Annotated in this window: 23 protein-coding genes and 1 pseudogene; 12 read left to right on the top strand and 12 right to left on the bottom strand. The window is 60.6% G+C overall.

Translation table 11 applies throughout. The annotated features are described in order from the left end of the window. The first annotated feature begins 31 nt into the window (after positions 1-31). From folM to HX790_RS27925, 5 genes are read left to right on the top strand one after another with little or no spacing between them, the layout of a single operon-like run. Complete coding sequence (gene folM, locus HX790_RS27945) at positions 32-742, top strand: dihydromonapterin reductase (RefSeq protein ID WP_099549443.1); 711 nt, start codon at positions 32-34, stop codon at positions 740-742. 20 nt (positions 743-762) lie between these two features. Next, positions 763-1,323, top strand: coding sequence for a GTP cyclohydrolase I FolE (gene folE / locus HX790_RS27940; RefSeq protein ID WP_017135090.1), 561 nt, complete (start codon positions 763-765; stop codon positions 1,321-1,323). Positions 1,324-1,325: 2 nt separating this feature from the next. Then, positions 1,326-1,697, top strand: a complete 372-nt coding sequence (folX, locus tag HX790_RS27935; RefSeq protein ID WP_017135091.1) for a dihydroneopterin triphosphate 2'-epimerase — start codon at positions 1,326-1,328, stop codon at positions 1,695-1,697. A gap of 16 nt (positions 1,698-1,713) precedes the next feature. Then, positions 1,714-2,010, top strand: a complete 297-nt coding sequence (locus HX790_RS27930) for a DUF1244 domain-containing protein (protein WP_017135092.1) — start codon at positions 1,714-1,716, stop codon at positions 2,008-2,010. Further along, the gene (locus HX790_RS27925) at positions 2,003-2,341 is read left to right on the top strand and encodes a HopJ type III effector protein (protein ID WP_176992543.1); all 339 of its coding nucleotides are present in this window, start codon (positions 2,003-2,005) and stop codon (positions 2,339-2,341) included. Before HX790_RS27930 ends, HX790_RS27925 begins: the two co-directional genes overlap by 8 nt. 188 nt (positions 2,342-2,529) lie before the next feature. Here the strand turns inward: HX790_RS27925 and trxB are convergent, their stop codons facing one another. Further along, complete coding sequence (gene trxB / locus HX790_RS27920; RefSeq protein WP_017137935.1) at positions 2,530-3,492, bottom strand: thioredoxin-disulfide reductase; 963 nt, start codon at positions 3,490-3,492, stop codon at positions 2,530-2,532. Between the two features lie 292 nt (positions 3,493-3,784). Between trxB and cysZ the strand changes: the two genes are divergently transcribed. Both cysZ and HX790_RS27910 read left to right on the top strand, forming a co-directional pair. Next, complete coding sequence (gene cysZ, locus HX790_RS27915) at positions 3,785-4,549, top strand: sulfate transporter CysZ (RefSeq protein WP_017137936.1); 765 nt, start codon at positions 3,785-3,787, stop codon at positions 4,547-4,549. 54 nt (positions 4,550-4,603) lie between these two features. After that, a complete protein-coding gene (locus HX790_RS27910; protein WP_017137937.1) occupies positions 4,604-5,782 on the top strand; it encodes a glycosyltransferase family 1 protein in 1,179 nt (392 codons plus the stop codon). 107 nt (positions 5,783-5,889) lie between these two features. Here the strand turns inward: HX790_RS27910 and HX790_RS27905 are convergent, their stop codons facing one another. The 7 genes from HX790_RS27905 to rplU all read right to left on the bottom strand — a co-directional run bounded on the left by HX790_RS27905 (position 5,890) and on the right by rplU (position 11,475). Beyond that, a complete protein-coding gene (locus tag HX790_RS27905) occupies positions 5,890-6,993 on the bottom strand; it encodes an NADH:flavin oxidoreductase (RefSeq protein WP_017137938.1) in 1,104 nt (367 codons plus the stop codon). 165 nt (positions 6,994-7,158) lie between these two features. Further along, a complete protein-coding gene (locus tag HX790_RS27900; protein ID WP_017137939.1) occupies positions 7,159-7,641 on the bottom strand; it encodes a glutathione peroxidase in 483 nt (160 codons plus the stop codon). A gap of 101 nt (positions 7,642-7,742) precedes the next feature. Continuing rightward, complete coding sequence (locus HX790_RS27895) at positions 7,743-8,207, bottom strand: CreA family protein (RefSeq protein WP_017137940.1); 465 nt, start codon at positions 8,205-8,207, stop codon at positions 7,743-7,745. 16 nt (positions 8,208-8,223) lie between these two features. Further along, positions 8,224-9,342, bottom strand: coding sequence for a glutamate 5-kinase (proB, locus tag HX790_RS27890; protein ID WP_026013771.1), 1,119 nt, complete (start codon positions 9,340-9,342; stop codon positions 8,224-8,226). A gap of 109 nt (positions 9,343-9,451) precedes the next feature. Beyond that, entirely contained in the window at positions 9,452-10,675 is a 1,224-nt protein-coding gene (gene cgtA / locus HX790_RS27885) for an Obg family GTPase CgtA (protein ID WP_016976186.1), read from the bottom strand. A 193-nt stretch (positions 10,676-10,868) separates the two neighbouring features. Further along, complete coding sequence (rpmA, locus tag HX790_RS27880; RefSeq protein WP_003176049.1) at positions 10,869-11,126, bottom strand: 50S ribosomal protein L27; 258 nt, start codon at positions 11,124-11,126, stop codon at positions 10,869-10,871. Positions 11,127-11,160: 34 nt separating this feature from the next. Further along, a complete protein-coding gene (rplU, locus tag HX790_RS27875) occupies positions 11,161-11,475 on the bottom strand; it encodes a 50S ribosomal protein L21 (RefSeq protein ID WP_007950961.1) in 315 nt (104 codons plus the stop codon). A 239-nt stretch (positions 11,476-11,714) separates the two neighbouring features. Here rplU and HX790_RS27870 point away from each other — a divergent pair, with 239 nt between their 5' ends. The 3 genes from HX790_RS27870 to HX790_RS27860 all read left to right on the top strand — a co-directional run bounded on the left by HX790_RS27870 (position 11,715) and on the right by HX790_RS27860 (position 13,653). Then, entirely contained in the window at positions 11,715-12,683 is a 969-nt protein-coding gene (locus tag HX790_RS27870) for a polyprenyl synthetase family protein (protein WP_099549439.1), read from the top strand. Positions 12,684-12,894: 211 nt separating this feature from the next. Then, on the top strand, positions 12,895-13,236 hold the full coding sequence (locus tag HX790_RS27865) for a zinc ribbon domain-containing protein YjdM (protein ID WP_003230858.1): 342 nt from the start codon (positions 12,895-12,897) through the stop codon (positions 13,234-13,236). 159 nt (positions 13,237-13,395) lie between these two features. After that, entirely contained in the window at positions 13,396-13,653 is a 258-nt protein-coding gene (locus HX790_RS27860; protein WP_003194088.1) for a hypothetical protein, read from the top strand. A gap of 191 nt (positions 13,654-13,844) precedes the next feature. Here HX790_RS27860 and HX790_RS27855 read toward each other — a convergent pair whose 3' ends face one another. Next, positions 13,845-14,462, bottom strand: coding sequence for an FKBP-type peptidyl-prolyl cis-trans isomerase (locus HX790_RS27855; protein ID WP_017137944.1), 618 nt, complete (start codon positions 14,460-14,462; stop codon positions 13,845-13,847). A gap of 264 nt (positions 14,463-14,726) precedes the next feature. On the opposite strand from HX790_RS27855, the pseudogene HX790_RS29975 reads away from it, so the two are divergent. Together HX790_RS29975 and HX790_RS29970 are read left to right on the top strand one after the other, a co-directional pair. Continuing rightward, positions 14,727-15,743 (top strand): annotated as a pseudogene (locus HX790_RS29975) (methyl-accepting chemotaxis protein); the annotation flags it as partial. Between the two features lie 39 nt (positions 15,744-15,782). Beyond that, positions 15,783-16,646 carry a methyl-accepting chemotaxis protein gene (locus HX790_RS29970; RefSeq protein WP_370589446.1) on the top strand — a complete coding sequence of 288 codons (864 nt, stop codon included), beginning with the start codon at positions 15,783-15,785 and terminating at the stop codon, positions 16,644-16,646. A 204-nt stretch (positions 16,647-16,850) separates the two neighbouring features. On the opposite strand, the gene HX790_RS27845 is transcribed toward HX790_RS29970, so the two are convergent. The 3 genes from HX790_RS27845 to HX790_RS27835 are packed head-to-tail and all read right to left on the bottom strand — an operon-like array spanning position 16,851 to position 19,574. After that, positions 16,851-17,219, bottom strand: coding sequence for a glyoxalase superfamily protein (locus tag HX790_RS27845; protein WP_017137946.1), 369 nt, complete (start codon positions 17,217-17,219; stop codon positions 16,851-16,853). Positions 17,220-17,248: 29 nt separating this feature from the next. Beyond that, positions 17,249-18,712: an amidohydrolase family protein gene (locus HX790_RS27840; RefSeq protein WP_099549437.1), complete on the bottom strand. Its 1,464-nt coding sequence runs from the start codon at positions 18,710-18,712 to the stop codon at positions 17,249-17,251. A 1-nt stretch (position 18,713) separates the two neighbouring features. Beyond that, the gene (locus HX790_RS27835) at positions 18,714-19,574 is read right to left on the bottom strand and encodes a MurR/RpiR family transcriptional regulator (RefSeq protein WP_176992541.1); all 861 of its coding nucleotides are present in this window, start codon (positions 19,572-19,574) and stop codon (positions 18,714-18,716) included. Positions 19,575-19,590 lie beyond the last annotated feature (16 nt).

Raw genomic sequence — 19,590 nt, 5'->3', positions numbered from 1 at the left:
AGTTTCAACCTGCCAGCGACTCGAGCCTCCCATGACGGTAACCAACGCCCCGATCCTGATCACCGGTGCCGGCCAGCGTGTCGGCCTTTATTGTGCCGAGCGCCTGCTCGACGAAGGCCACGCGGTGATTTTCAGCTACCGCAGCGAACGCCCAGGCGTTGAGGCCTTGCGCGCGCGTGGCGCGCTCGGCGTGTTTGCCGACTTCTCCACTGAGGCCGGGATTCTGGCCTTTATCGCCGAACTGAAAACCCATACCGACAGCCTGCGTGCGATCATCCACAACGCGTCGGCGTGGGTTGCCGAAACACCTGGCGACGAAAGCCGCGCCTTTACCGACATGTTCAGCGTGCACATGCTTGCGCCGTATCTGATCAACCTGCATTGTTCACCTTTGCTGCAACGCTCGACACCCGCCGATATCGTGCACATCAGCGATGACGTGGTGCGCAAGGGCAGCCGCCAGCACATCGCCTACTGCGCCACAAAAGCCGGTCTCGACAGCCTTACACTTTCGTTCGCTGCGCAGTTTGCGCCGCTGATCAAGGTCAACGGCATCGCGCCGGCGATGGTGATGTTCAACGCGGGCGATGATGCAGCGTACCGCGCCAAGGTGCTGGCCAAGTCAGCGCTGGGCATCGAGCCTGGGCCTGCGGTGATCTACCAGAGTGTGCGTTACCTGCTGGACAACCCGTATGTCACCGGAACCACCCTGACCGTCAACGGCGGGCGGCATATCAAGTAAGCCGTTTGTGAGGATGTTGTATGACCTTGTCCCTGCCCCAACACTACCGCGAGATCCTCAAAGGCCTGGGCGAAGACCCGGAGCGCGAAGGCTTGCTCGACACCCCCAAGCGCGCCGCCAAGGCCATGCAGTACCTGTGTCATGGCTATGAGCAGGACCTGGAAACCATCGTCAACGGCGCATTGTTCGCCTCCGATAACGACGAGATGGTGATCCTCAAGGACATCGAGTTGTATTCGCTGTGCGAACACCATTTGCTGCCCTTTATCGGCAAGGCCCATGTGGCCTATATACCGACCGGCAAGGTGCTGGGCCTGTCGAAGCTGGCGCGCATTGTCGACATGTACGCGCGGCGCCTGCAGATCCAGGAAAACCTCACGCGGCAGATCGCCGACGCTATCCAGCAGGTCACCCAAGCCGCAGGCGTGGCGGTGGTAATTGAAGCCAAGCACATGTGCATGATGATGCGCGGCGTGGAAAAACAGAATTCAACCATGAACACCTCAGTGATGCTCGGCGCGTTCCGCGAGTCGAACACCACGCGTATGGAGTTCCTGCAACTGATCGGACGGAGCAAGTAGCAATGCCACAACTTCAACCAGGCATGGCGCGCATCCGGGTCAAGGACCTGTGCCTGCGCACCTTTATTGGCATCAATGAAGATGAGATCAACAACAAGCAGGACGTGCTGATCAACCTGACTATCCTGTATGCCGCCCAGGAAGCCGTGCGCGACAATGACATCGACCACGCGCTGAATTACCGCACCATTACCAAGGCGATTATTGCCCACGTCGAAGGTAATCGCTTTGCGCTGCTCGAACGCCTGACGCAAGAGTTGCTGGACCTGGTGATGAGCAATGAGTCCGTGCTGTACGCCGAAGTCGAAGTGGACAAGCCCCATGCGCTGCGCTTTGCCGAGTCGGTGTCGATAACCCTCGCAGCCAGCCGCTGATAGTTAAGTGAGCCTTATGAACGATCAACAACGCCTCGAACTCGAAGCCGCCGCCTTCCGCCGGTTGGTGGCCCACCTGGACAGCCGCAAGGATGTGCAGAACATCGACCTGATGAACCTCTCGGGCTTTTGCCGCAACTGCTTATCCAAGTGGTACAAGGCCGAGGCCGACGAGCGCCACATCGAGCTGAGCCTCGATGATGCCCGCGAAGTGGTGTACGGCATGCCGTATGCCGAGTGGAAAGCCCAATACCAGCAAGAAGCCAGCGCCGACCAACAGGCGGCGTTCGCCAAAGGAAAACCCCATGACTGATCTGAACACCCTGCGCGCCAGCCTCAACAGCGGCGAACACGTTTTTGCCGACACCCTGGCTTTTGTAGCTGCCGGTTACGACTACCAGCCGCAGGCTTTTACCAATGGCGGCGTAGAAAATGCTGCTGGTCAGAACGAAGGTTCATGCAAGACCTTGGGCTTGGCGCTGCTGGAAGGCTTGAGCGACCAGGAAGCGCTGCTGGCGTTTGGTGAGCATTACCGTTCGGTGGTGGCAACGCCGGAGGGCAGTGATCACGGCAATATCCGCGCGTTGATTGCGCATGGTTTGGCCGGTGTGAAGTTCACCGCACCACCCCTGACCCGCCGCTGATTCAATCTGATAACCCGGTTTAAGGTGGGAGCTGGCTTGCCTGCGATAGCGGTGTGTCAGCCACCACCGCTATCGCAGGCAAGCCAGCTCCCACATTGAATCGGGTTGGCACATCAGCACTGTGGTGCGGCTTGAATCGTGCGCATAAAAAAACCGGCCTCTCAGCCGGTTTTTTCATTTCAACGGGTTTAGAACGCAGCGTCCTTCAAACCGTCGAGGTAACGCTCTGCGTCCAAGGCAGCCATGCAACCGGCGCCGGCCGAGGTGATGGCCTGGCGGTACACGTGGTCAGCCACGTCACCGGCGGCAAAGATGCCTTCGATGTTGGTCGCAGTGGCGTTGCCTTCACGGCCGCCTTGCACAACCAGGTAGCCATCTTTGGCTTCGAGCACGCCTTCGAACAGCGAGGTGTTCGGGGTGTGGCCGATGGCGATGAACACGCCGTCGACTTTCAGCTCGTCGAAGCTGCCGTCGTTGTTTTTCAGGCGAGCACCGGTCACGCCCATGTTGTCGCCCAGGACTTCATCCAGGGTGGCGTTGAGCTTGAGGATGATCTTGCCTTCAGCCACACGGGCGTGCAGTTTGTCGATCAGGATCTTCTCGGCGCGGAAGGTCTCGCGGCGGTGAACCAGGGTCACGGTGCTGGCAATGTTGGCCAGGTACAGCGCTTCTTCCACGGCGGTGTTGCCGCCACCGACCACAGCGACCGGCTTGTTGCGGTAGAAGAAACCGTCGCAGGTCGCGCAGGCGGAGACGCCTTTGCCCATGAACGCTTCTTCCGATGGCAGGCCCAGGTAACGGGCGCTGGCGCCGGTAGCGATGATCAGCGCGTCACAGGTATAGACACCGCTGTCGCCGGTCAGGCTGTAAGGCTTTTTCGAGAAGTCGACTTGGTTGATGTGGTCGAACACGATCTCGGTTTCAAAGCGCTCAGCGTGCTCTTTCATACGCTCCATCAGCACCGGGCCGGTCAGGCCGTGGACGTCGCCCGGCCAGTTGTCGACTTCAGTGGTGGTGGTCAACTGACCGCCTGCCTGCATGCCGGTAATCAGCAGCGGCTTGAGGTTGGCCCGGGCAGCGTAGACGGCAGCGCTGTAACCGGCAGGGCCGGAACCGAGAATAATCACTCGCGAATGACGGGTATCAGACATGACTCACTCCTATCGACCGCCCGGACCACAAGGCAGCTGGAATAAAAAAGGACCGCGAAGCACTTGGGGAAGGCTTGAACTCGCAGGCCCTGAAAATAATGGGTGCAGCGTATAGAGGGGGGCAAGATTAAGGAAATACGGAATAACAATCCAGCTCATAGGTGGTCTCTATGCAGTCGCCGCGATTAATCGACACCCTTGTTGCCTAGATGTTACCGCTGATGTCGCCGCTTTCGCCGAAGAAGCAAAGCCGGTAAGGTCGGCGCGTTCGTCTTCTTGCTCGGAGTTCTCCATGCCTGCCCCTGCTCTTTCTGGCCCGCAATACCTGCGTGAAGGCCTCAAACTGGTGTTGAGCCCTGGCCTGCGCCTGTTTGTGCTGCTGCCGTTGGCGATCAACCTGGTGCTGTTCGTCGGCTTGATCTATTTCGCCGGCCATCAGTTCAGCCTGTGGGTCGACACCTTGATGCCGACGCTGCCTGGCTGGCTGAGTTTCCTCAGCTACATCCTGTGGCCCTTGTTTGTGGTGCTGGTGGTGTTGATGGTGTTTTTCACCTTCACCATGCTCGCCAATATCATTGCTGCGCCGTTTAACGGTTTTCTCTCGGAGAAAGTGGAGGTGGTGGTGCGCGGCACTGATGACTTCCCGGCCTTCAGCTGGGGCGAGTTGATGGCCATGGTCCCGCGCACCCTGGCGCGGGAAATGCGCAAACTGGGTTACTTCCTGCCACGGGCCATCGGCCTGTTTATCCTGTCGTTCATTCCGGTGGTCAACCTGATCGCCGCGCCGCTGTGGCTGCTGTTCGGTGTGTGGATGATGGCGATCCAGTACATCGACTACCCGGCGGATAACCACAAGCTGGGCTGGAACGAAATGCTCGCCTGGCTGCGTCAGAAGCGTTGGCAGAGCATGAGCTTTGGCGGCATTGTTTATCTGGTGCTGCTGGTGCCGGTGGTCAACCTGCTGATGATGCCGGCGGCCGTGGCCGGGGCTACGCTGTTCTGGGTGCGTGAGCAAGGGGCAGAGGCGATGGCGCGGCAGGCGATAGCCAAGTCATAAATCCATCATCCTAGAGTCACAATGACGACATGGCCCACGGTGACACTGTGGGTCATGACGACAGCCTCGCTCCACATCACCCTGATTACCGAAACCTTCCCGCCGGAGATCAATGGGGTGGCCAATACTCTTGGCCGCCTGTGCGAGGGTTTGCGCGCGCGCGGCCATCAGGTCGAGTTGGTGCGCCCCCGCCAGGGCACCGATCAAAGCCGGCCCAGCGACGATGGGTTGCTGCTGTGTCGCGGCTGGCCACTGCCGGGGTACCCGGGGCTGCAATGGGGCCAGTCGTCGATGCACAAGTTGCTGCGGCGCTGGACACGCCAGCGCCCGGACGTGCTGTACATCGCCACTGAGGGGCCGCTGGGGCTGTCGGCGCTACGTGCGGCGCGGCGCCTGGGGATCAGCGTGGTCAGCGGGTTTCACACCAACTTCCAGCAGTACTCCAATCAATATGGCTTGAGCCTGCTCAGCCGCATGGTGACCCATTACTTGCGCTGGTTTCACAACCGCTCGACCCTGACCCTGGTGCCCAGCGCGAGCCAGCGCCTGGAGTTGGAACGTCGCCACTTCGAGCGCCTGGGCATGTTGTCACGCGGCGTCGACAGCCAGTTGTTCCACCCCGCCAAACGCGATAACGCGTTGCGTGAAAGCTGGGCGCTGAATAACGATCAAATCGCCGTACTGCATGTAGGCCGACTGGCACAGGAAAAAAACCTGGGGCTGCTCAAGCGCTGCTTTGAAACCTTGCAGGACACCTACCCACTGCGCCAGATGAAACTGATCATCGTCGGCGACGGCCCGCAACGGGCGACGCTGGAAAAGGAACTGCCCGAGGCAGTGTTTTGCGGCACCTTGCGCGGCGAAGAACTGGCACGGCATTACGCGTCCGGCGATGTGTTCCTGTTCCCCAGCCTGACCGAAACTTTCGGCAATGTGGTGCTGGAAGCCATGGCCTCCGGCCTGGGTGTGGTGGCTTACGACCAGGCGGCCGCCACCCAGCATATTCGCCATGGCTACAATGGCGTGCTGGCGATGCCAGGGGATGAGGACGCGTTTTGTGACGCTGCCAATTGGCTGCTGGAAGATGCGGAGAGTTTGCGCCGCATGCGCTTGAATGCTCGTCAGCATGCGAGCCGCCAGGGCTGGCCGGCGATTATCGAACAGTTTGAGCGCCAATTGCGCGGGGTGTGCGGCGAGCGGACAGTGATTGCAGGGGAGTCGCGGTTGATCTGATGCCTGTGTTGGCCGTTAGATCGCTATCGCGGGCAAGCCCGGCTCCCACATTGGAACGCATTTTCCTGTGGGAGCCGGGCTTGCCCGCGATGGCGTCGGAGCAGACGCTACACCAGGCTGGTTAACGCCTCACGACTGAACGGCAGAATGTCGCCCTCACGACCTTCGCGCACCTTCACGGCCCAATCCGGGTCCACCAGCAGGGCACGGCCCACCGCGACCAGATCAAACTCATCGTTGTTCAGACGTTCCAGCAGCTTTTCCAGGCTGGCCGGTTGGGCGACCTTGTCGGTGTTGACCATGAACTGCAGGAACTCGCCGTCCAGACCCACACTACCGACAGTGATGGTCGGCTTGCCGGTGAGCTGGCGGGTCCAGCCGGCCAGGTTGAGGTCGGAGCCTTCGAATTCCGGTTCCCAGAACCGACGCGTGGAGCAGTGGAAAATGTCCACACCGGCGTCGGATAACGGCTTAAGAAACTCACCCAGCGCCTCGGGGGTTTGCACCAGGCGTGCGGTGTAGTCCTGCTGCTTCCATTGAGAGAAGCGCAAGATGATCGGGAAGTCCGGGCCGACGGCGGCGCGGGTGGCCTGGATCAATTCAATGGCAAAACGCGAACGGTTGGCCAGGCTGCCGCCGTATTCGTCAGTGCGCTGGTTGCTGCCCTCCCAGAAGAACTGATCGACCAGATAGCCGTGGGCGCCGTGGATCTCCACGCCATCCATGCCGATGCGCTGGGCATCCTTGGCGGCCTGGGCGAAGGCGTTGATCACGTCCTTGATGTCTTGTTGGGTCATGCCATGGACGACGACGTTGCCGTCCTTGAGTTTCTCCATCGGGCCGTAGGCCGGCACGCTGGCGTCAGGCTCGGTGCCGATACGGCGCACGCTGCCCACGTGCCACAGCTGCGGGACGATCTTGCCGCCTTCGGCGTGTACCGCGTCCACCACCTTCTTCCAGCCGGCCAACGCGGCCTCACCGTAAAAGTGCGGGACGTTCGGGTAGCCATTGGAGGCCTGATGGCCGACCACCGTGCCTTCGGTGATGATCAGGCCCACGCCCGCAGCGGCGCGGCGGCGGTAGTACTCGATGACTTTGGAATTGGGTACGCCACCCGGCGAGAACGAACGCGTCATCGGCGCCATGACCACACGGGTGGACAGTTGCAGTGCACCGAGCTGGAAAGGTTTGAACAAAGCCTGGACGGGCATGGGAGCACTCCACATAAGAGGGATTTATGATGTGGATAATATGGGCCGTGCCGCGTGCTGGGTAGCACTATTGATCTGGGTGATTAAGGGGTAAAAGTGATGAGGGTTTAGGGCTGCTGCGCAGCCCAGCGGGAGCAAGCTCCCTCGCCACAGTGCAGGAACGATTCAGCTCAAGGCTTTTTCGATGGCCTGTACGATCGTCGGATCATCCGGCGCCGTGCGCGGCGAGAATCGCGCCAGTACGCGGCCGTCCTTGCCGAGCAGGAACTTCTCGAAATTCCAGGTGATATCCCCAGGAAACTCAGCGCCCTCGCCCGCCAACAAGCGATACAGCTGATGGCGATCGTGACCATTGACGTCAAGCTTGCTGCCCAACGGAAAGGTCACGCCGTAGTTCAGGCTGCAGAACGCCTGGATTTCTTCCTCGGAGCCCGGTTCCTGGCCTGCAAACTGGTTGCACGGCAGGCCGAGCACGGTAAATCCCTGGCCCTTATACTGCTGGTAAAGGTTTTCCAGGGCGGCGTATTGCGGGGTCAAACCACATTTGGAGGCCACGTTGACCACCAGCACCACTTGCCCCTTGAAAGGCGCCAGCGGCAGCTCTTGTCCGTCCAAAGCTTTGAGTTTCAGGTCGTGGAAAGCACTCATGACGAACTCCAGATATCCCATGTTCTTCGCGTTGCGGCTGTTCGAGATTACAGACCACAAGCCTGCAATCATAGACGCCGATTGAAAAACTCGCCCGCCGGTTACTGCGCGGTCGGCCAGGGCAAAATCGGAATCGCGGTGACCGCATTCTGCGGGCTGCCTTCGATCAGACGGTCGCTGTAGACTAGGTACACCAAGGTATTGCGCTTCTTGTCGAGGAAGCGCACCACCTGCATGGTCTTGAACACCAGCGAGGTGCGCTCCTTGAACACTTCGTCGCCATCCTTGAGCTCGCCCTTGAAGTGAATCGGGCCAACCTGACGGCAGGCAATCGACGCTTCAGCGCGGTCTTCGGCCAGGCCCAGGCCGCCTTTGACGCCGCCGGTCTTGGCACGCGACAGGTAGCAGGTCACGCCGTCGACCTTCGGGTCATCAAACGCCTCGACCACAATACGGTCGTTGGGGCCGACAAACTTGAACACCGTCGACACCTGGCCGATTTCTTCGGCCGAGGCCAGCAACGGCATGGCCAGCAGCAGGCCGAGTAATCCTTTCATGACACGCATCGTGTATTTCCTTTATTCAGACCAGGATCAGGTTATCGCGGTGAACCAGTTCCGGTTCGGCCATGTAACCCAAGAGTCCGACAATCGCGTCGGACGATTGTCCAATAATCTTCTGTGCTTCAAGGGCGCTGTAGTTGGCCAGGCCACGGGCGATCTCGCGACCATCGGGCGCCACACACACCACCATCTCGCCACGGCGGAAGCTGCCCTGCACCAACTTGACGCCGACCGGCAGCAGGCTCTTGTTGCCCTGGGACAAGGCTGACACAGCACCGTCGTCCAGAACCAGCGTGCCACGGGTTTGCAGATGACCGGCCAGCCATTGTTTGCGCGCCGCCAGCATGCCGCGTTCCGGCGACAGCAGCGTACCGATGCGCTCACCGGCCTTGAGGCGATCCAGCACACGCTCCAGGCGCCCACCGACGATGATGGTGTGCGCGCCGGAACGTGCGGCCAGCCGCGCCGCACGCAGTTTGGTCTGCATGCCGCCACGGCCCAATGCACCGCCGACACTGCCGGCCACGGCGTCCAGCGCCGGGTCATCGGCGCGCGCCTCATAAATAAGCTGGGCGTCGGGGTTGTTACGCGGGTCAGCGTCGAACATGCCGTCGCGGTCGGTGAGGATCACCAGCAGGTCGGCTTCCACCAGGTTGGCGACCAGCGCGGCCAGGGTGTCGTTATCACCGAAGCGGATTTCGTCGGTGACCACCGTGTCGTTCTCGTTGATCACCGGGATGACCTTGAGCTCAACCAGTGCGCGCAGGGTGCTGCGAGCGTTGAGGTAACGTTTGCGGTCGGACAGGTCGTCGTGGGTCAGCAGGATCTGCGCTGTATGGCGGCCATGCTCGGCAAAGCTGGATTCCCAGGCTTGCACCAAGCCCATCTGGCCGATGGCGGCGGCGGCTTGCAGTTCGTGCATCGCGCTGGGTCGCGCGGTCCAGCCGAGGCGGCTCATCCCGGCGGCAACGGCCCCGGACGAGACCAACACCAACTCGACACCGGCCTCATGCAAGGCCACCATCTGCTCGACCCAGACGCTCATCGCTGCGCGATCCAGACCTTTGCCATCCGCCGTCAGCAGCGCACTTCCGATCTTTACGACCCAGCGCTGCGCACCTGTCACTTTGCTCCGCATCATCTTCAACCTTAGATTGAGGGCCCCGCGACCCAGCGCGGCCCATAACGTTATACCCGGATACCAAAACGCCGCTCCTGGGAGCGGCGTTTGAGTTTATCGCAACCTATCAGTCGCGCACGTAAATGATTTCCGGACCGTCTTCATCATCCACGTCTTCTTCGTCCCAATCGTCGTCGCCGATGTCATGGACCGACTTCACGCCGCTGCGGCGCAGGGCACGCTGGTCGTCCAGAGCTTGCAACTGGGCGCGGGCTTCGTCTTCGATCTGCTGGTCGAGTTCTGCCAGTTCTGCCTTGAATACCGGGTCGGCCGCCAGGCGGTCGGCGCGGTCTTCGAGGTAGCGCATGATGTCGCGGGTCAGGCGCTCGGTGCCTTCTTTGGCGATGGCCGAGATCACGTAGACCGGGCCTTCCCACTCCAGGCGATCAACGATCTCCTTGACGCGTTCTTCGTGCTCTTCTTCGAGGATCTGGTCGCACTTGTTCAGTACCAGCCAGCGGTCACGCTCGGCCAGCGCCGGGCTGAACTTGGTCAGCTCGCTGACGATCACTTCGGCGGCGTCTGGTGCGCTGGTGTCATCCAGCGGCGCCATGTCGACGAGATGCAACAGCAAACGGGTGCGCGACAAGTGCTTGAGGAAGCGAATCCCAAGGCCTGCACCGTCGGAAGCACCTTCGATCAAGCCAGGAATGTCGGCGATCACGAAGCTTTTCCAGCGGTCTACGCTGACCACGCCCAGGTTTGGCACCAGGGTGGTGAACGGGTAATCGGCGACTTTCGGCTTGGCGGCCGAGACCGAGCGGATGAAGGTACTTTTACCGGCGTTCGGCAAGCCCAACAGGCCCACGTCTGCCAGTACTTTCATCTCCAGCTTCAGGTCACGCTGCTCGCCCGGCTTGCCCGGCGTGGTCTGGCGTGGCGCGCGGTTGGTACTGGACTTGAATCGGGTGTTACCCAGACCGTGCCAGCCGCCCTGCACAACCATCAGCTTCTGGCCGGCCTTGGTCAGGTCGCCAATCACTTCCTGGGTCGCGGAGTCGATGATCGTGGTGCCGACCGGTACGCGCAGTACCAGGTCTTCGCCTTTTTTACCGGTGCAGTCGGTGCTGCCACCGTTGGAGCCACGCTCGGCATCGAAGTGCCGGGTGTAACGGTAGTCGACCAGGGTGTTGAGGTTTTCGTCGGCCATCATGTAGATGGAACCGCCGTCACCGCCGTCACCGCCGTTTGGACCACCGTTTTCGATGAATTTTTCGCGACGGAAACTCATGCAACCGTTACCGCCGTCGCCTGCTTTTACTCGGATGGAAACTTCATCAACGAACTTCATAACAAAACGCCTCTCGTCGCACGGACGAGCTTAAGAAACCAAGACATAAGACTCTTGCAAAAATGAGCGCAGCGACCTCAGAAAACGACCGCACATCCAGCGCCTGAGCCCATCACAAACAGCTTTGCAAGAGACTCACTCCACAAACGAAAAAGCCCCGTCGCGAGACAGGGCTTTTCCAGCGATCGCGCAATTAAGCGGCGACAACGCTCACGTAACGGCGGTTGAACGCGCCTTTTACTTCAAACTTGATCACGCCTTCGATTTTAGCGAAGAGGGTGTGATCTTTACCCATGCCAACACCGTAACCGGCGTGGAATTGGGTGCCGCGCTGACGCACGATGATGTTGCCCGGAATGATTTTCTGGCCGCCATACATCTTAACGCCAAGGCGTTTGGCTTCTGAGTCGCGACCGTTACGGGTACTACCACCAGCTTTTTTGTGTGCCATGAGTCAATTCTCCTAGTGAGGAATTAGGCTGAAATTAAGCCTGAATACCGGTGATTTTGATCTCGGTGTACCACTGGCGGTGGCCCATACGCTTCATGTGGTGCTTACGACGACGGAACTTGATGATGCGGACTTTATCGTGACGACCTTGGGAGATCACTTCAGCCACAACGGTAGCGCCAGCAACAACTGGAGCGCCGATGTTCACGTCATCGCCATTAGCGACCAACAGAACGCGATCAAAGGTAACGGATTCGCCAGTAGCGACTTCCAGTTTTTCGATCTTCAGGTATTCACCTGGGGCGACCTTGTATTGCTTGCCACCAGTAACAATTACTGCGTACGACATGGTATTTCTCCGATAATCCTGCTCACCCAGCGCTTTATAAGAAAAGGTATTGGCTGGCATGGCTGCATGGGATGGACGTCCCGAATGCAATTGCGTAAGGCAGGTGCTGCCCAGGAAGTTCAGGGTGCGCGATTGTACGCAAGGTAAATGGGTGATGCAAGGGGCCGTCTATCGCGCCTTGACACTGCCGGGTCAGGGTCCTAGCATGCCGCGCAACCCTTCTGGAGCGACTGTCGCTGATGCAACCCCAAGCTTTCTACCGCGCGGTCGCGGACGATTTTAGCGCCGTCGACGGCATCATCAAGCAGCAGCTCACGTCTAAAGTGCCGCTGGTCTCCAAAATTGGCGACTACATTACGTCGGCGGGCGGTAAACGCCTGCGACCTTTATTAGTGTTGCTGTGTGGCAAGGCTCTGGGCCGCGAAGGCGATGACCTGCGCCTGCTGGCCGCGACCATCGAATTCCTGCACACCGCCACCCTGCTGCATGACGACGTGGTCGACATGTCCGGCATGCGCCGTGGCCGCGAGACGGCCAATGCAATGTGGGGCAATGCCCCCAGCGTATTGGTGGGCGACTTCCTGTATTCGCGCTCGTTCGAAATGATGGTCGAACTGGGCTCGATGCCGGTGATGAAGATTCTTTCACAAGCCACGCGCATCATCGCCGAAGGCGAAGTACTGCAGCTGTCCAAGGTCCGCGACGCCAGCACCACTGAAGAAACCTACATGGAAGTGATTCGCGGCAAAACCGCGATGCTCTTCGAAGCCTCGACCCACAGCGCCGCCGTCCTGTGTGGCGCAACGACCGAACAGGCCGAAGCCCTGCGCACCTTTGGTGATCACCTGGGCGTGGCGTTCCAACTGGTGGACGACCTGCTCGACTACCGTGGCGACGCCGAAACCCTGGGCAAGAACGTCGGTGACGACCTGGCCGAGGGCAAGCCGACCTTGCCGTTGATCTACACCATGCGCGAAGGCACGCCGGAACAGGCCGCTCTGGTGCGCAAGGCGATCCAGAAAGGCGGGATTGAAGACCTCGAAGCTATCCGTGCAGCGGTAGAAGCCTCGGGTTCCCTGGAGTACACCGCGCAGTTGGCGCGTGACTATGCGGCCCGTGCCATCCAGTGCCTGGAAGCCCTGCCACCCAGCGAGTACCGGGATGCCCTGGTTGAGCTGAGTGAGTTTGCGGTAGCCCGCACGCACTGAGCAATATCTGCGAGCGCAGGCTTGTGTGGGAGCTGGCTTGTGTGGGAGCTGGCTTGCCTGCGATAGCATCACCTCGGTATAGCTGACACACCACGGTGCCTGCATCGCGGGAAAGCCCGGCTCCCACAAGGTTCCGAGGCGCCCACCCCAACCTGCAATAAACCCTATATAATGTGCGACTTTTAGCCATCCTGACTTTCAAGGAGCTTTAGTGAGCACGTTGCCACCCTGCCCGAAATGCAATTCCGAGTACACCTACGAAGACGGCGCCCAGCTGATCTGCCCGGAATGCGCCCATGAGTGGTCCGCCAATGGCGAGGCCGAAGTGGCGGGCGACGAAACCGTGAAGAAAGACTCTGTGGGCAATGTCCTGCAAGACGGCGACACCATCACCGTGATCAAGGACCTCAAGGTCAAGGGCACGTCCCTGGTGGTCAAGGTCGGCACCAAGGTCAAGAACATCCGCCTGTGCGACGGCGATCACGATATCGATTGCAAGATCGACGGTATCGGCCCGATGAAACTCAAGTCCGAGTTCGTGCGCAAAGTCTGAACCTGCTGCATCCATCCCGCGCCAGCCGCGGGATGGCGTTTTGCCCTCTGCGCTGACCTGCCTCAACATCCACACAGAAAAACCAGGAAACCGCCAATAGGCACTTGCTATTCCACGAATAAGAATTATTCTCATTGAAACTCATCAAGGAGAACGACCATGACTTATTTGATAGATGCCTGGCTGGACCGCCCACACCCATACCTGCGGATCCTGCATCGGGAAACCGGCGAAGTCTGTGCGGTGTTGGAAGAAGAAGCGCTGAATGAACTGCAGGATCAAGGCGACCTGGACGTCAACGGCCTGAGTTCCAGTGAGCCTGGGGTGCTGAAGGAGGTGGTGCGTAATCTGTTTCTGTTCTGCTATGCCCGAGCGTTGCGCCCGGCGACAGAGCTCAATGGCAAGTTCCATCCATGAACCACCGCGCAAAACCTGAATGCACCGGCTCTATGTGGGAGCTGGATTTGTTGTGGCGAGGGAGCTTGCTCCCGCTCGGCTGCGCAGCAGTCGCAGGCCTTTAGGGGCGCTTCGCACCCCAGCGCAAGCAAGCTTGCTCGCCACATCAATCCCGGCTCCCACATAGGACCCGGCGCAACCATCAACAGGTCTTACAGAACGTCGAGCAACTCAACGTCGAACACCAGAACGCTGTGCGGCGGAATGCTGCCAACGCCTTGAGCGCCGTAAGCCAGTTCGCTCGGCACGTACAGACGCCATTTGCTGCCGGCATTCATCAGTTGCAGGGCTTCGGTCCAGCCGGCGATCACGCCGCCAACCGGGAATTCTGCAGGCTGGCCGCGCTCGTAGGAGCTGTCGAACACAGTGCCGTCGATCAGGGTGCCGTGGTAGTGAGTACGCACTTGGTCTTCACGGGTCGGCTTGGCGCCGTCACCTGCAGTCAGCACTTCAAATTGCAGGCCGGAAGCCAGGGTGGTGATGCCATCACGCTTGGCGTTTTCAGCCAGGAACGCCAGGCCAGCGCCAGCAGCTGCTTCTGCCTTGGCAGCCGCTTCGGCTTGCATGATTTCACGGATCACTTTGAAGCTCGCCGCCATTTGCTCTTGGTCAACGCGGCTTGCTTTGCCGTCGAACGCGTCGGTCAGGCCGGCCAGGATGGCGTCGATGCTCACGCCCGGTGGCGGGTTGTCGCGCAGTTGGTCGCCCAACTGACGGCCGATACCGTAGCTGACGCGGGTTTCGTCGGTGGACAGATTAACTTCGGACATGAAGAGGCTCCGCTGTAGGACAGCACGGTTTCCCGCGCCACCCAAAACTAAAAGGGCCCGCAGACTAGCACACAAGACCCGCCTCTGATCAGCCCCCTGGCTGCCACCTTCAGAGGATCCAACCTTGCAACAGCGACCCTTCGTCGCACCCGTAAGAAATGTATTTCAGAATCATCGCCTGCCGCCGATACCCCCGTACAAACTTTGGCTGGCTCAAACAACAACACCGTCCAGCAGACACACATCATTCTTGCGGAGCATTCGATGAATAGCTGGTTCGGCAACATCAGCGTCAACCTCAAACTCGGCCTGGGCTTTGGCCTGGTGCTGGTCCTCACCTCGATCCTCGCCCTGACCGGCTGGACCAGCCTGGGCGGCTTGATTGACCGTAGCAACTGGATGAGCGACATCACCCAGCTCAACGCGTCGCTGACCAAGCTGCGCATCGTGCGCCTGCAATACATGCTCGCCAATGGCGACGAAGCCGTGGCACAGAACGTCCAGACCAGCCTCGACGCCTTCGCCGCCCAGCAACAGAAACTGCTGGACAGCTTCAAGAGCCCGGAAAACCTCAAGCTGCTCACCGACCAGAAAGCCGTCATCACGGCTTACCAGCAGTCGCTGAACAAAATGCGTGAGGCCTACCGTAACGGCAATGCCGCGCGCCAAGTGATGGGCGACAAGGCCGATATCGCCAACGGGCAGATCGACGCACTGGAGACCGGCGTGCAGCAAGCGCCCGACAGCCCGGAACGCTTCACCCAGTACCAGGCCGTGACGCACGCCAAGGAAGAGTTCCACCTGGCGCGCTATGAAGTGCGCGGCTACACCAACTCCCCCAGCGCAGAAACCGAAGCCCGCGCCGCTGCACAAATCGAAAAAGCCATCGCCGGTTTGAAAAGCCTCAGCGCCGCGTTTGGCACCAGCCAACAAAGCGCACTGACGTCGCTGGAAACCGCACTCGGTGCCTATCGCAGCGCCGTACAGAGCTACAAGGCCGCCAACGCCAACATCGTCAGCGCCCGTGCCGAAATGACCACCCAGGGCGCCGACATCGTCACCATCAGCGACAAGCTGTACGACATCCAGCTCGATCGCCGCGACGCCGAAAGCACTCAGGCCCGCAGCCTGCAATTGATCAGCACCTTGCTGGCGTTGCTGGTCGGCATCATCGCGGCGCTGGTCATTACCCGCCAGATCACTCGCCCGATCCAGGACACCCTGGCCGTGGTGGAACGCATCGCTTCCGGTGACCTGAGCCACAACATCCAGGTGACCCGCCGCGATGAACTCGGCGTATTGCAGCAAGGTATCCAGCGCATGGGCACCACCCTGCGCGAGCTGATCAGCGGCATTCGTGACGGCGTAACCCAGATCGCCAGCGCCGCCGAAGAACTCTCGGCCGTGACCGAGCAGACCAGTGCCGGCGTGAACAGCCAGAAAATCGAAACCGATCAAGTCGCCACCGCGATGCATGAGATGACCGCCACCGTGCAGGAAGTCGCGCGCAACGCCGAGCAAGCGTCCCTGGCCGCCGCCGATGCCGATGGCCAAGCCCGCGCCGGCGACAAAGTGGTGGCCGAGGCCATCGCCCAGATCGAGCGCCTGGCCGCCGAAGTGGCGCGCTCCACTGACGCAATGACGCACCTGCAACAAGAGAGCAACAAGATCGGCAGCGTGATGGACGTGATCAAGGCCGTGGCCGAGCAGACCAACCTGTTGGCGCTCAACGCGGCGATTGAAGCGGCGCGTGCCGGTGAAGCCGGTCGTGGCTTTGCCGTGGTGGCCGACGAAGTGCGGGGCCTGGCCCAGCGCACACAAAAATCCACCGAAGAAATCGAAGGCCTGGTCGCCGGTTTGCAAAACGGCACCCAGCAAGTGGCCACGGTGATGAACAACAGCCGCAGCCTTACCGACAGCAGCGTCGAGCTGACGCGCAAGGCCGGTGTGTCGCTGGAGAACATCACGAGTACCGTGTCGAATATCCAGTCGATGAACCAGCAGATTGCAGCGGCCGCCGAGCAGCAGAGCGCCGTGGCTGAAGAGATCAGCCGCAGCATTGTGAACGTGCGCGATGTGTCGGAGCAAACGGCTACTGCGAGCGATGAGACGGCTAAATCGAGCGTGGAACTGGCGCGTTTGGGCAGCCAGTTGCAGCAGATGGTCAGTCATTTCCGGGTGTAAAAACCCAACGCTGACTACGCACAAACTCTGTGGCGAGGGAGCTTGCTCCCGCTGGGTCGCGCAGCGGCCCCTACTGAAGTTGATCGAGATTTGACATCCGGAGCGCAGTGAATGCCTTGGGGCTGCTGCGCAGCCCAACGGGAGCAAGCTCCCTCGCCACAGGCAAACTTGGACATACTCGGCTTGCCTTGAGTCCCTTGGCTCTCAGCCCTCGCCTTCCTCAACAAACACCAGTCGATTCCCAAACGGGTCCTTGATGCTCATCTCCCGCGAGCCCCAAGGCGTTTCTTCAACCCCAGGCTTGGCATACCGGTAGTCCTTGGCCAGCAACTGCTGCTGGTAGCCGTCCACGCCTTGCGCCTGAATCCGCACCGCCGAGCCCGGCGAAGCATCGCCATGGTGCTCGGACAAATGCAGCACGCACTCGCCCAGCGACACTTGCAGATACAACGGGAAATTCGCCTCGAAACGGTGCTGCCAGTCAACCTTGAACCCCAGGAAGTCGACGTAGAACTCCAACGCCTTGGCCTCGTCGAAGATCCGCAAAATCGGGGTGACTTTTCCTAAGTGCATGGCAACTGCTCCGTGTATGAATGCGCCCACTATAGGGACGAAAACCCGCCACGCAAATCCCCATTGCGCGCGAGGAACAGCCCCGGCCGTTGCCCATTGGCCTGCCCATCGCTATAGCTCAGCACGCCATTGACCCACACGCCATCAATCCCCTCGGCAGCGCGTTGCGGTTCTTTGAAATCCGCCACATCACGCACGCGCAACGGGTCGAACAACACCAGGTCGGCCCAGTGCCCTTCACGAATTTCTCCACGCTCGGCCAGCCCAAAACGCGCCGCCGACAACCCGGTCATCTTGTGCACCGCCGTGTGCAGTGGAAACAACCCCACATCCCGGCTGAAGTGCCCCAGCACCCGTGGAAATGCGCCCCACAAACGTGGATGGGGAAACGGGTCTTCCGGCAAACCATCCGAACCCACCATCGACAACGGATGCGCAAGAATACGCCGTACATCCGCCTCATCCATCCCGTAGTACACGGCCCCTGCCGGTTGCAGGCGACGTGCCGCATCCATCAGCGAAACCTCCCACTGCGCCGCGATGTCCTGCAAGTCGCGCCCGCCGACCTCCGGGTGCGGTGTTGACCAGGTAATAGTGATACGAAACGCGTCGGTGACCTGCTTCAAATCCAGCGTCGACGAGCTGGCGGCATAGGGATAGCAATCACACCCGACCGGATGGGTTTGCGCTGCCAATTCCAACGATGCCAACAGTTGCGGACTGCGCCCCCAATTGCCCGCACCGGCGCACTTGAGGTGGGAAATGATCACCGGTGCCTGCGCATGTCGGCCAATCACAAACGCCTCGTCCATCGCCTCCAGTACCGGTTCGAATTCGCTGCGCAAATGCGTGGTGTACACCGCACCAAACGCCGTGAGTTCTTCACTGAGCTGCAGCACTTCATCGGTCTCGGCATTGAACGCGCTGGCGTAGGCCAGGCCTGTGGATAAACCGAGGGCACCCGCCTGCAGACTCTCCTGCAACTGCACACGCATGGCGGCAATTTCACTGGGCGTGGCGGTGCGGTGCAGGTCGTCCATATGGTTGCTGCGCAAGGCGGTGTGGCCGATCAAAGCGGCAACGTTGACTGCCGGATGAGCACTTTCCACGGCAGCACGATAGTCGGCAAAACGTGGATAAGCGAATGCCTCACGCGCCCCCAGCAGGTTCATCGGGTCCGGTGGGTCGCTACGTAAACTCACCGGCGATGCGCTGATGCCGCAGTTGCCGACAATCACTGTGGTCACGCCCTGGCTGAGCTTGGGCAGCATCTGCGGGTGGCGGATCACCACCGTGTCATCGTGGGTGTGCACGTCGATAAAACCCGGCGCCAACACGCGGCCACTGGCGTCGACTTCATGCTCGCCGGTTGCGCTCGACAAGTCGCCGATCGTCTCGATGCGCCCGGCGCGCAGCCCCACATCGGCGACATAGCCCGGCGTGTTGCTGCCATCAATGATCAGCGCCTGGCGGATCAACGTGTCGTACTTCATATCAGTCTCCAAGCGGCAGGCTGTCGGGGCCGCCGCGATAATCGTCGAGGGCCAGCTTGATCCGGCGCAGGCGTTCCTGGTTGTCGTCCGGCAGGGCCAGCGCCAGTTCGGTGGCGAGCAGGTCGATGGCCAACAGCATGCCGTAGCGCGCCGCGGTGGGCTTGTAGATAAAACTGGTTTCGGCCGGTTGCAGCGGCAGTAATACATCCGCCAATTCGGCCAGGGGAGAGTCGGCCAGGGTGATGGCGATGATGGGGGCATCGTAGCTACGCGCAAGCTTCACGACGTCCAACAGTTCTGGCGTCAGCCCGGTGAGCGAGCACACGATCAGCGCCTGCTCCGGGCCTAAAGTGGCCGCCGTGACCCGCATCATCACCGGGTCGTGGCTGGCGGCAATCGGGTAGCCCAGGCGCACCAGGCGTACCCGCAATTCGTCGCTGCACAGGCTCGATGGGCCGCCCATGCCAAACGCGTGAATCATCCGCGCCTTGCCCAACAGGCCGACCGCATCAACAAAACTGGCCTGGTTAAACCCCGACAGGTGCTGACGCAACGTCGCTTCGATATCCCCCAGAATCTGCCGGTGAAAGGCCGACTGCTCCGGCAACCCGGCCGGGTCCAGAAAACGACTGCCCACGCCACTGGCCTGGGCCAATTGCAGGCGCAAATCACGTAAATCGCGGCAACCGACACTGCGAGCAAAACGCGACAAAGTTGCCGTGCTGACCTCGGCCCGTTGCGACAACGCTTCCAAGCTGGCCGACGCGGCAAAGCCCACGTCATCGAGCATCAGCTTGGCGATACGGCCTTCACCGGCGCTGAACGAATCCTGACGGGCGCGGATCTGGTAGAGGATGTCCATGGCGGCTCCGGCTTAC

The organism is Pseudomonas sp. IPO3747 (assembly GCF_013385245.1).
In the GTDB taxonomy this organism is placed as follows: domain Bacteria; phylum Pseudomonadota; class Gammaproteobacteria; order Pseudomonadales; family Pseudomonadaceae; genus Aquipseudomonas; species Aquipseudomonas edaphica.
The sequence above is the reverse complement of the archived record's forward strand: the minus strand, read 5'-3'. Positions and strand labels throughout refer to the sequence as shown.

Excerpts from the sequence above, each read along its gene's own strand:
- trxB (WP_017137935.1), bottom strand. The coding sequence starts at position 3,492 with ATGTCTGATACCCGTCATTCGCGAGTGATTATTCTCGGTTCCGGCCCT.
- folM (WP_099549443.1), top strand. The coding sequence starts at position 32 with ATGACGGTAACCAACGCCCCGATCCTGATCACCGGTGCCGGCCAGCGT.
- HX790_RS27910 (WP_017137937.1), top strand. The coding sequence starts at position 4,604 with ATGACGACAGCCTCGCTCCACATCACCCTGATTACCGAAACCTTCCCG.
- HX790_RS27855 (WP_017137944.1), bottom strand. The coding sequence starts at position 14,462 with ATGTCCGAAGTTAATCTGTCCACCGACGAAACCCGCGTCAGCTACGGT.
- HX790_RS27845 (WP_017137946.1), bottom strand. The coding sequence starts at position 17,219 with ATGCACTTAGGAAAAGTCACCCCGATTTTGCGGATCTTCGACGAGGCC.
- HX790_RS27840 (WP_099549437.1), bottom strand. The coding sequence starts at position 18,712 with ATGAAGTACGACACGTTGATCCGCCAGGCGCTGATCATTGATGGCAGC.
- HX790_RS27905 (WP_017137938.1), bottom strand. The coding sequence starts at position 6,993 with ATGCCCGTCCAGGCTTTGTTCAAACCTTTCCAGCTCGGTGCACTGCAA.
- HX790_RS27835 (WP_176992541.1), bottom strand. The coding sequence starts at position 19,574 with ATGGACATCCTCTACCAGATCCGCGCCCGTCAGGATTCGTTCAGCGCC.
- HX790_RS27930 (WP_017135092.1), top strand. The coding sequence starts at position 1,714 with ATGAACGATCAACAACGCCTCGAACTCGAAGCCGCCGCCTTCCGCCGG.
- HX790_RS27900 (WP_017137939.1), bottom strand. The coding sequence starts at position 7,641 with ATGAGTGCTTTCCACGACCTGAAACTCAAAGCTTTGGACGGACAAGAG.
- HX790_RS27860 (WP_003194088.1), top strand. The coding sequence starts at position 13,396 with ATGACTTATTTGATAGATGCCTGGCTGGACCGCCCACACCCATACCTG.
- HX790_RS27895 (WP_017137940.1), bottom strand. The coding sequence starts at position 8,207 with ATGCGTGTCATGAAAGGATTACTCGGCCTGCTGCTGGCCATGCCGTTG.
- proB (WP_026013771.1), bottom strand. The coding sequence starts at position 9,342 with ATGCGGAGCAAAGTGACAGGTGCGCAGCGCTGGGTCGTAAAGATCGGA.
- HX790_RS27870 (WP_099549439.1), top strand. The coding sequence starts at position 11,715 with ATGCAACCCCAAGCTTTCTACCGCGCGGTCGCGGACGATTTTAGCGCC.
- HX790_RS29970 (WP_370589446.1), top strand. The coding sequence starts at position 15,783 with ATGGGCACCACCCTGCGCGAGCTGATCAGCGGCATTCGTGACGGCGTA.
- rplU (WP_007950961.1), bottom strand. The coding sequence starts at position 11,475 with ATGTCGTACGCAGTAATTGTTACTGGTGGCAAGCAATACAAGGTCGCC.
- folX (WP_017135091.1), top strand. The coding sequence starts at position 1,326 with ATGCCACAACTTCAACCAGGCATGGCGCGCATCCGGGTCAAGGACCTG.
- cysZ (WP_017137936.1), top strand. The coding sequence starts at position 3,785 with ATGCCTGCCCCTGCTCTTTCTGGCCCGCAATACCTGCGTGAAGGCCTC.
- HX790_RS27925 (WP_176992543.1), top strand. The coding sequence starts at position 2,003 with ATGACTGATCTGAACACCCTGCGCGCCAGCCTCAACAGCGGCGAACAC.
- folE (WP_017135090.1), top strand. The coding sequence starts at position 763 with ATGACCTTGTCCCTGCCCCAACACTACCGCGAGATCCTCAAAGGCCTG.
- rpmA (WP_003176049.1), bottom strand. The coding sequence starts at position 11,126 with ATGGCACACAAAAAAGCTGGTGGTAGTACCCGTAACGGTCGCGACTCA.
- cgtA (WP_016976186.1), bottom strand. The coding sequence starts at position 10,675 with ATGAAGTTCGTTGATGAAGTTTCCATCCGAGTAAAAGCAGGCGACGGC.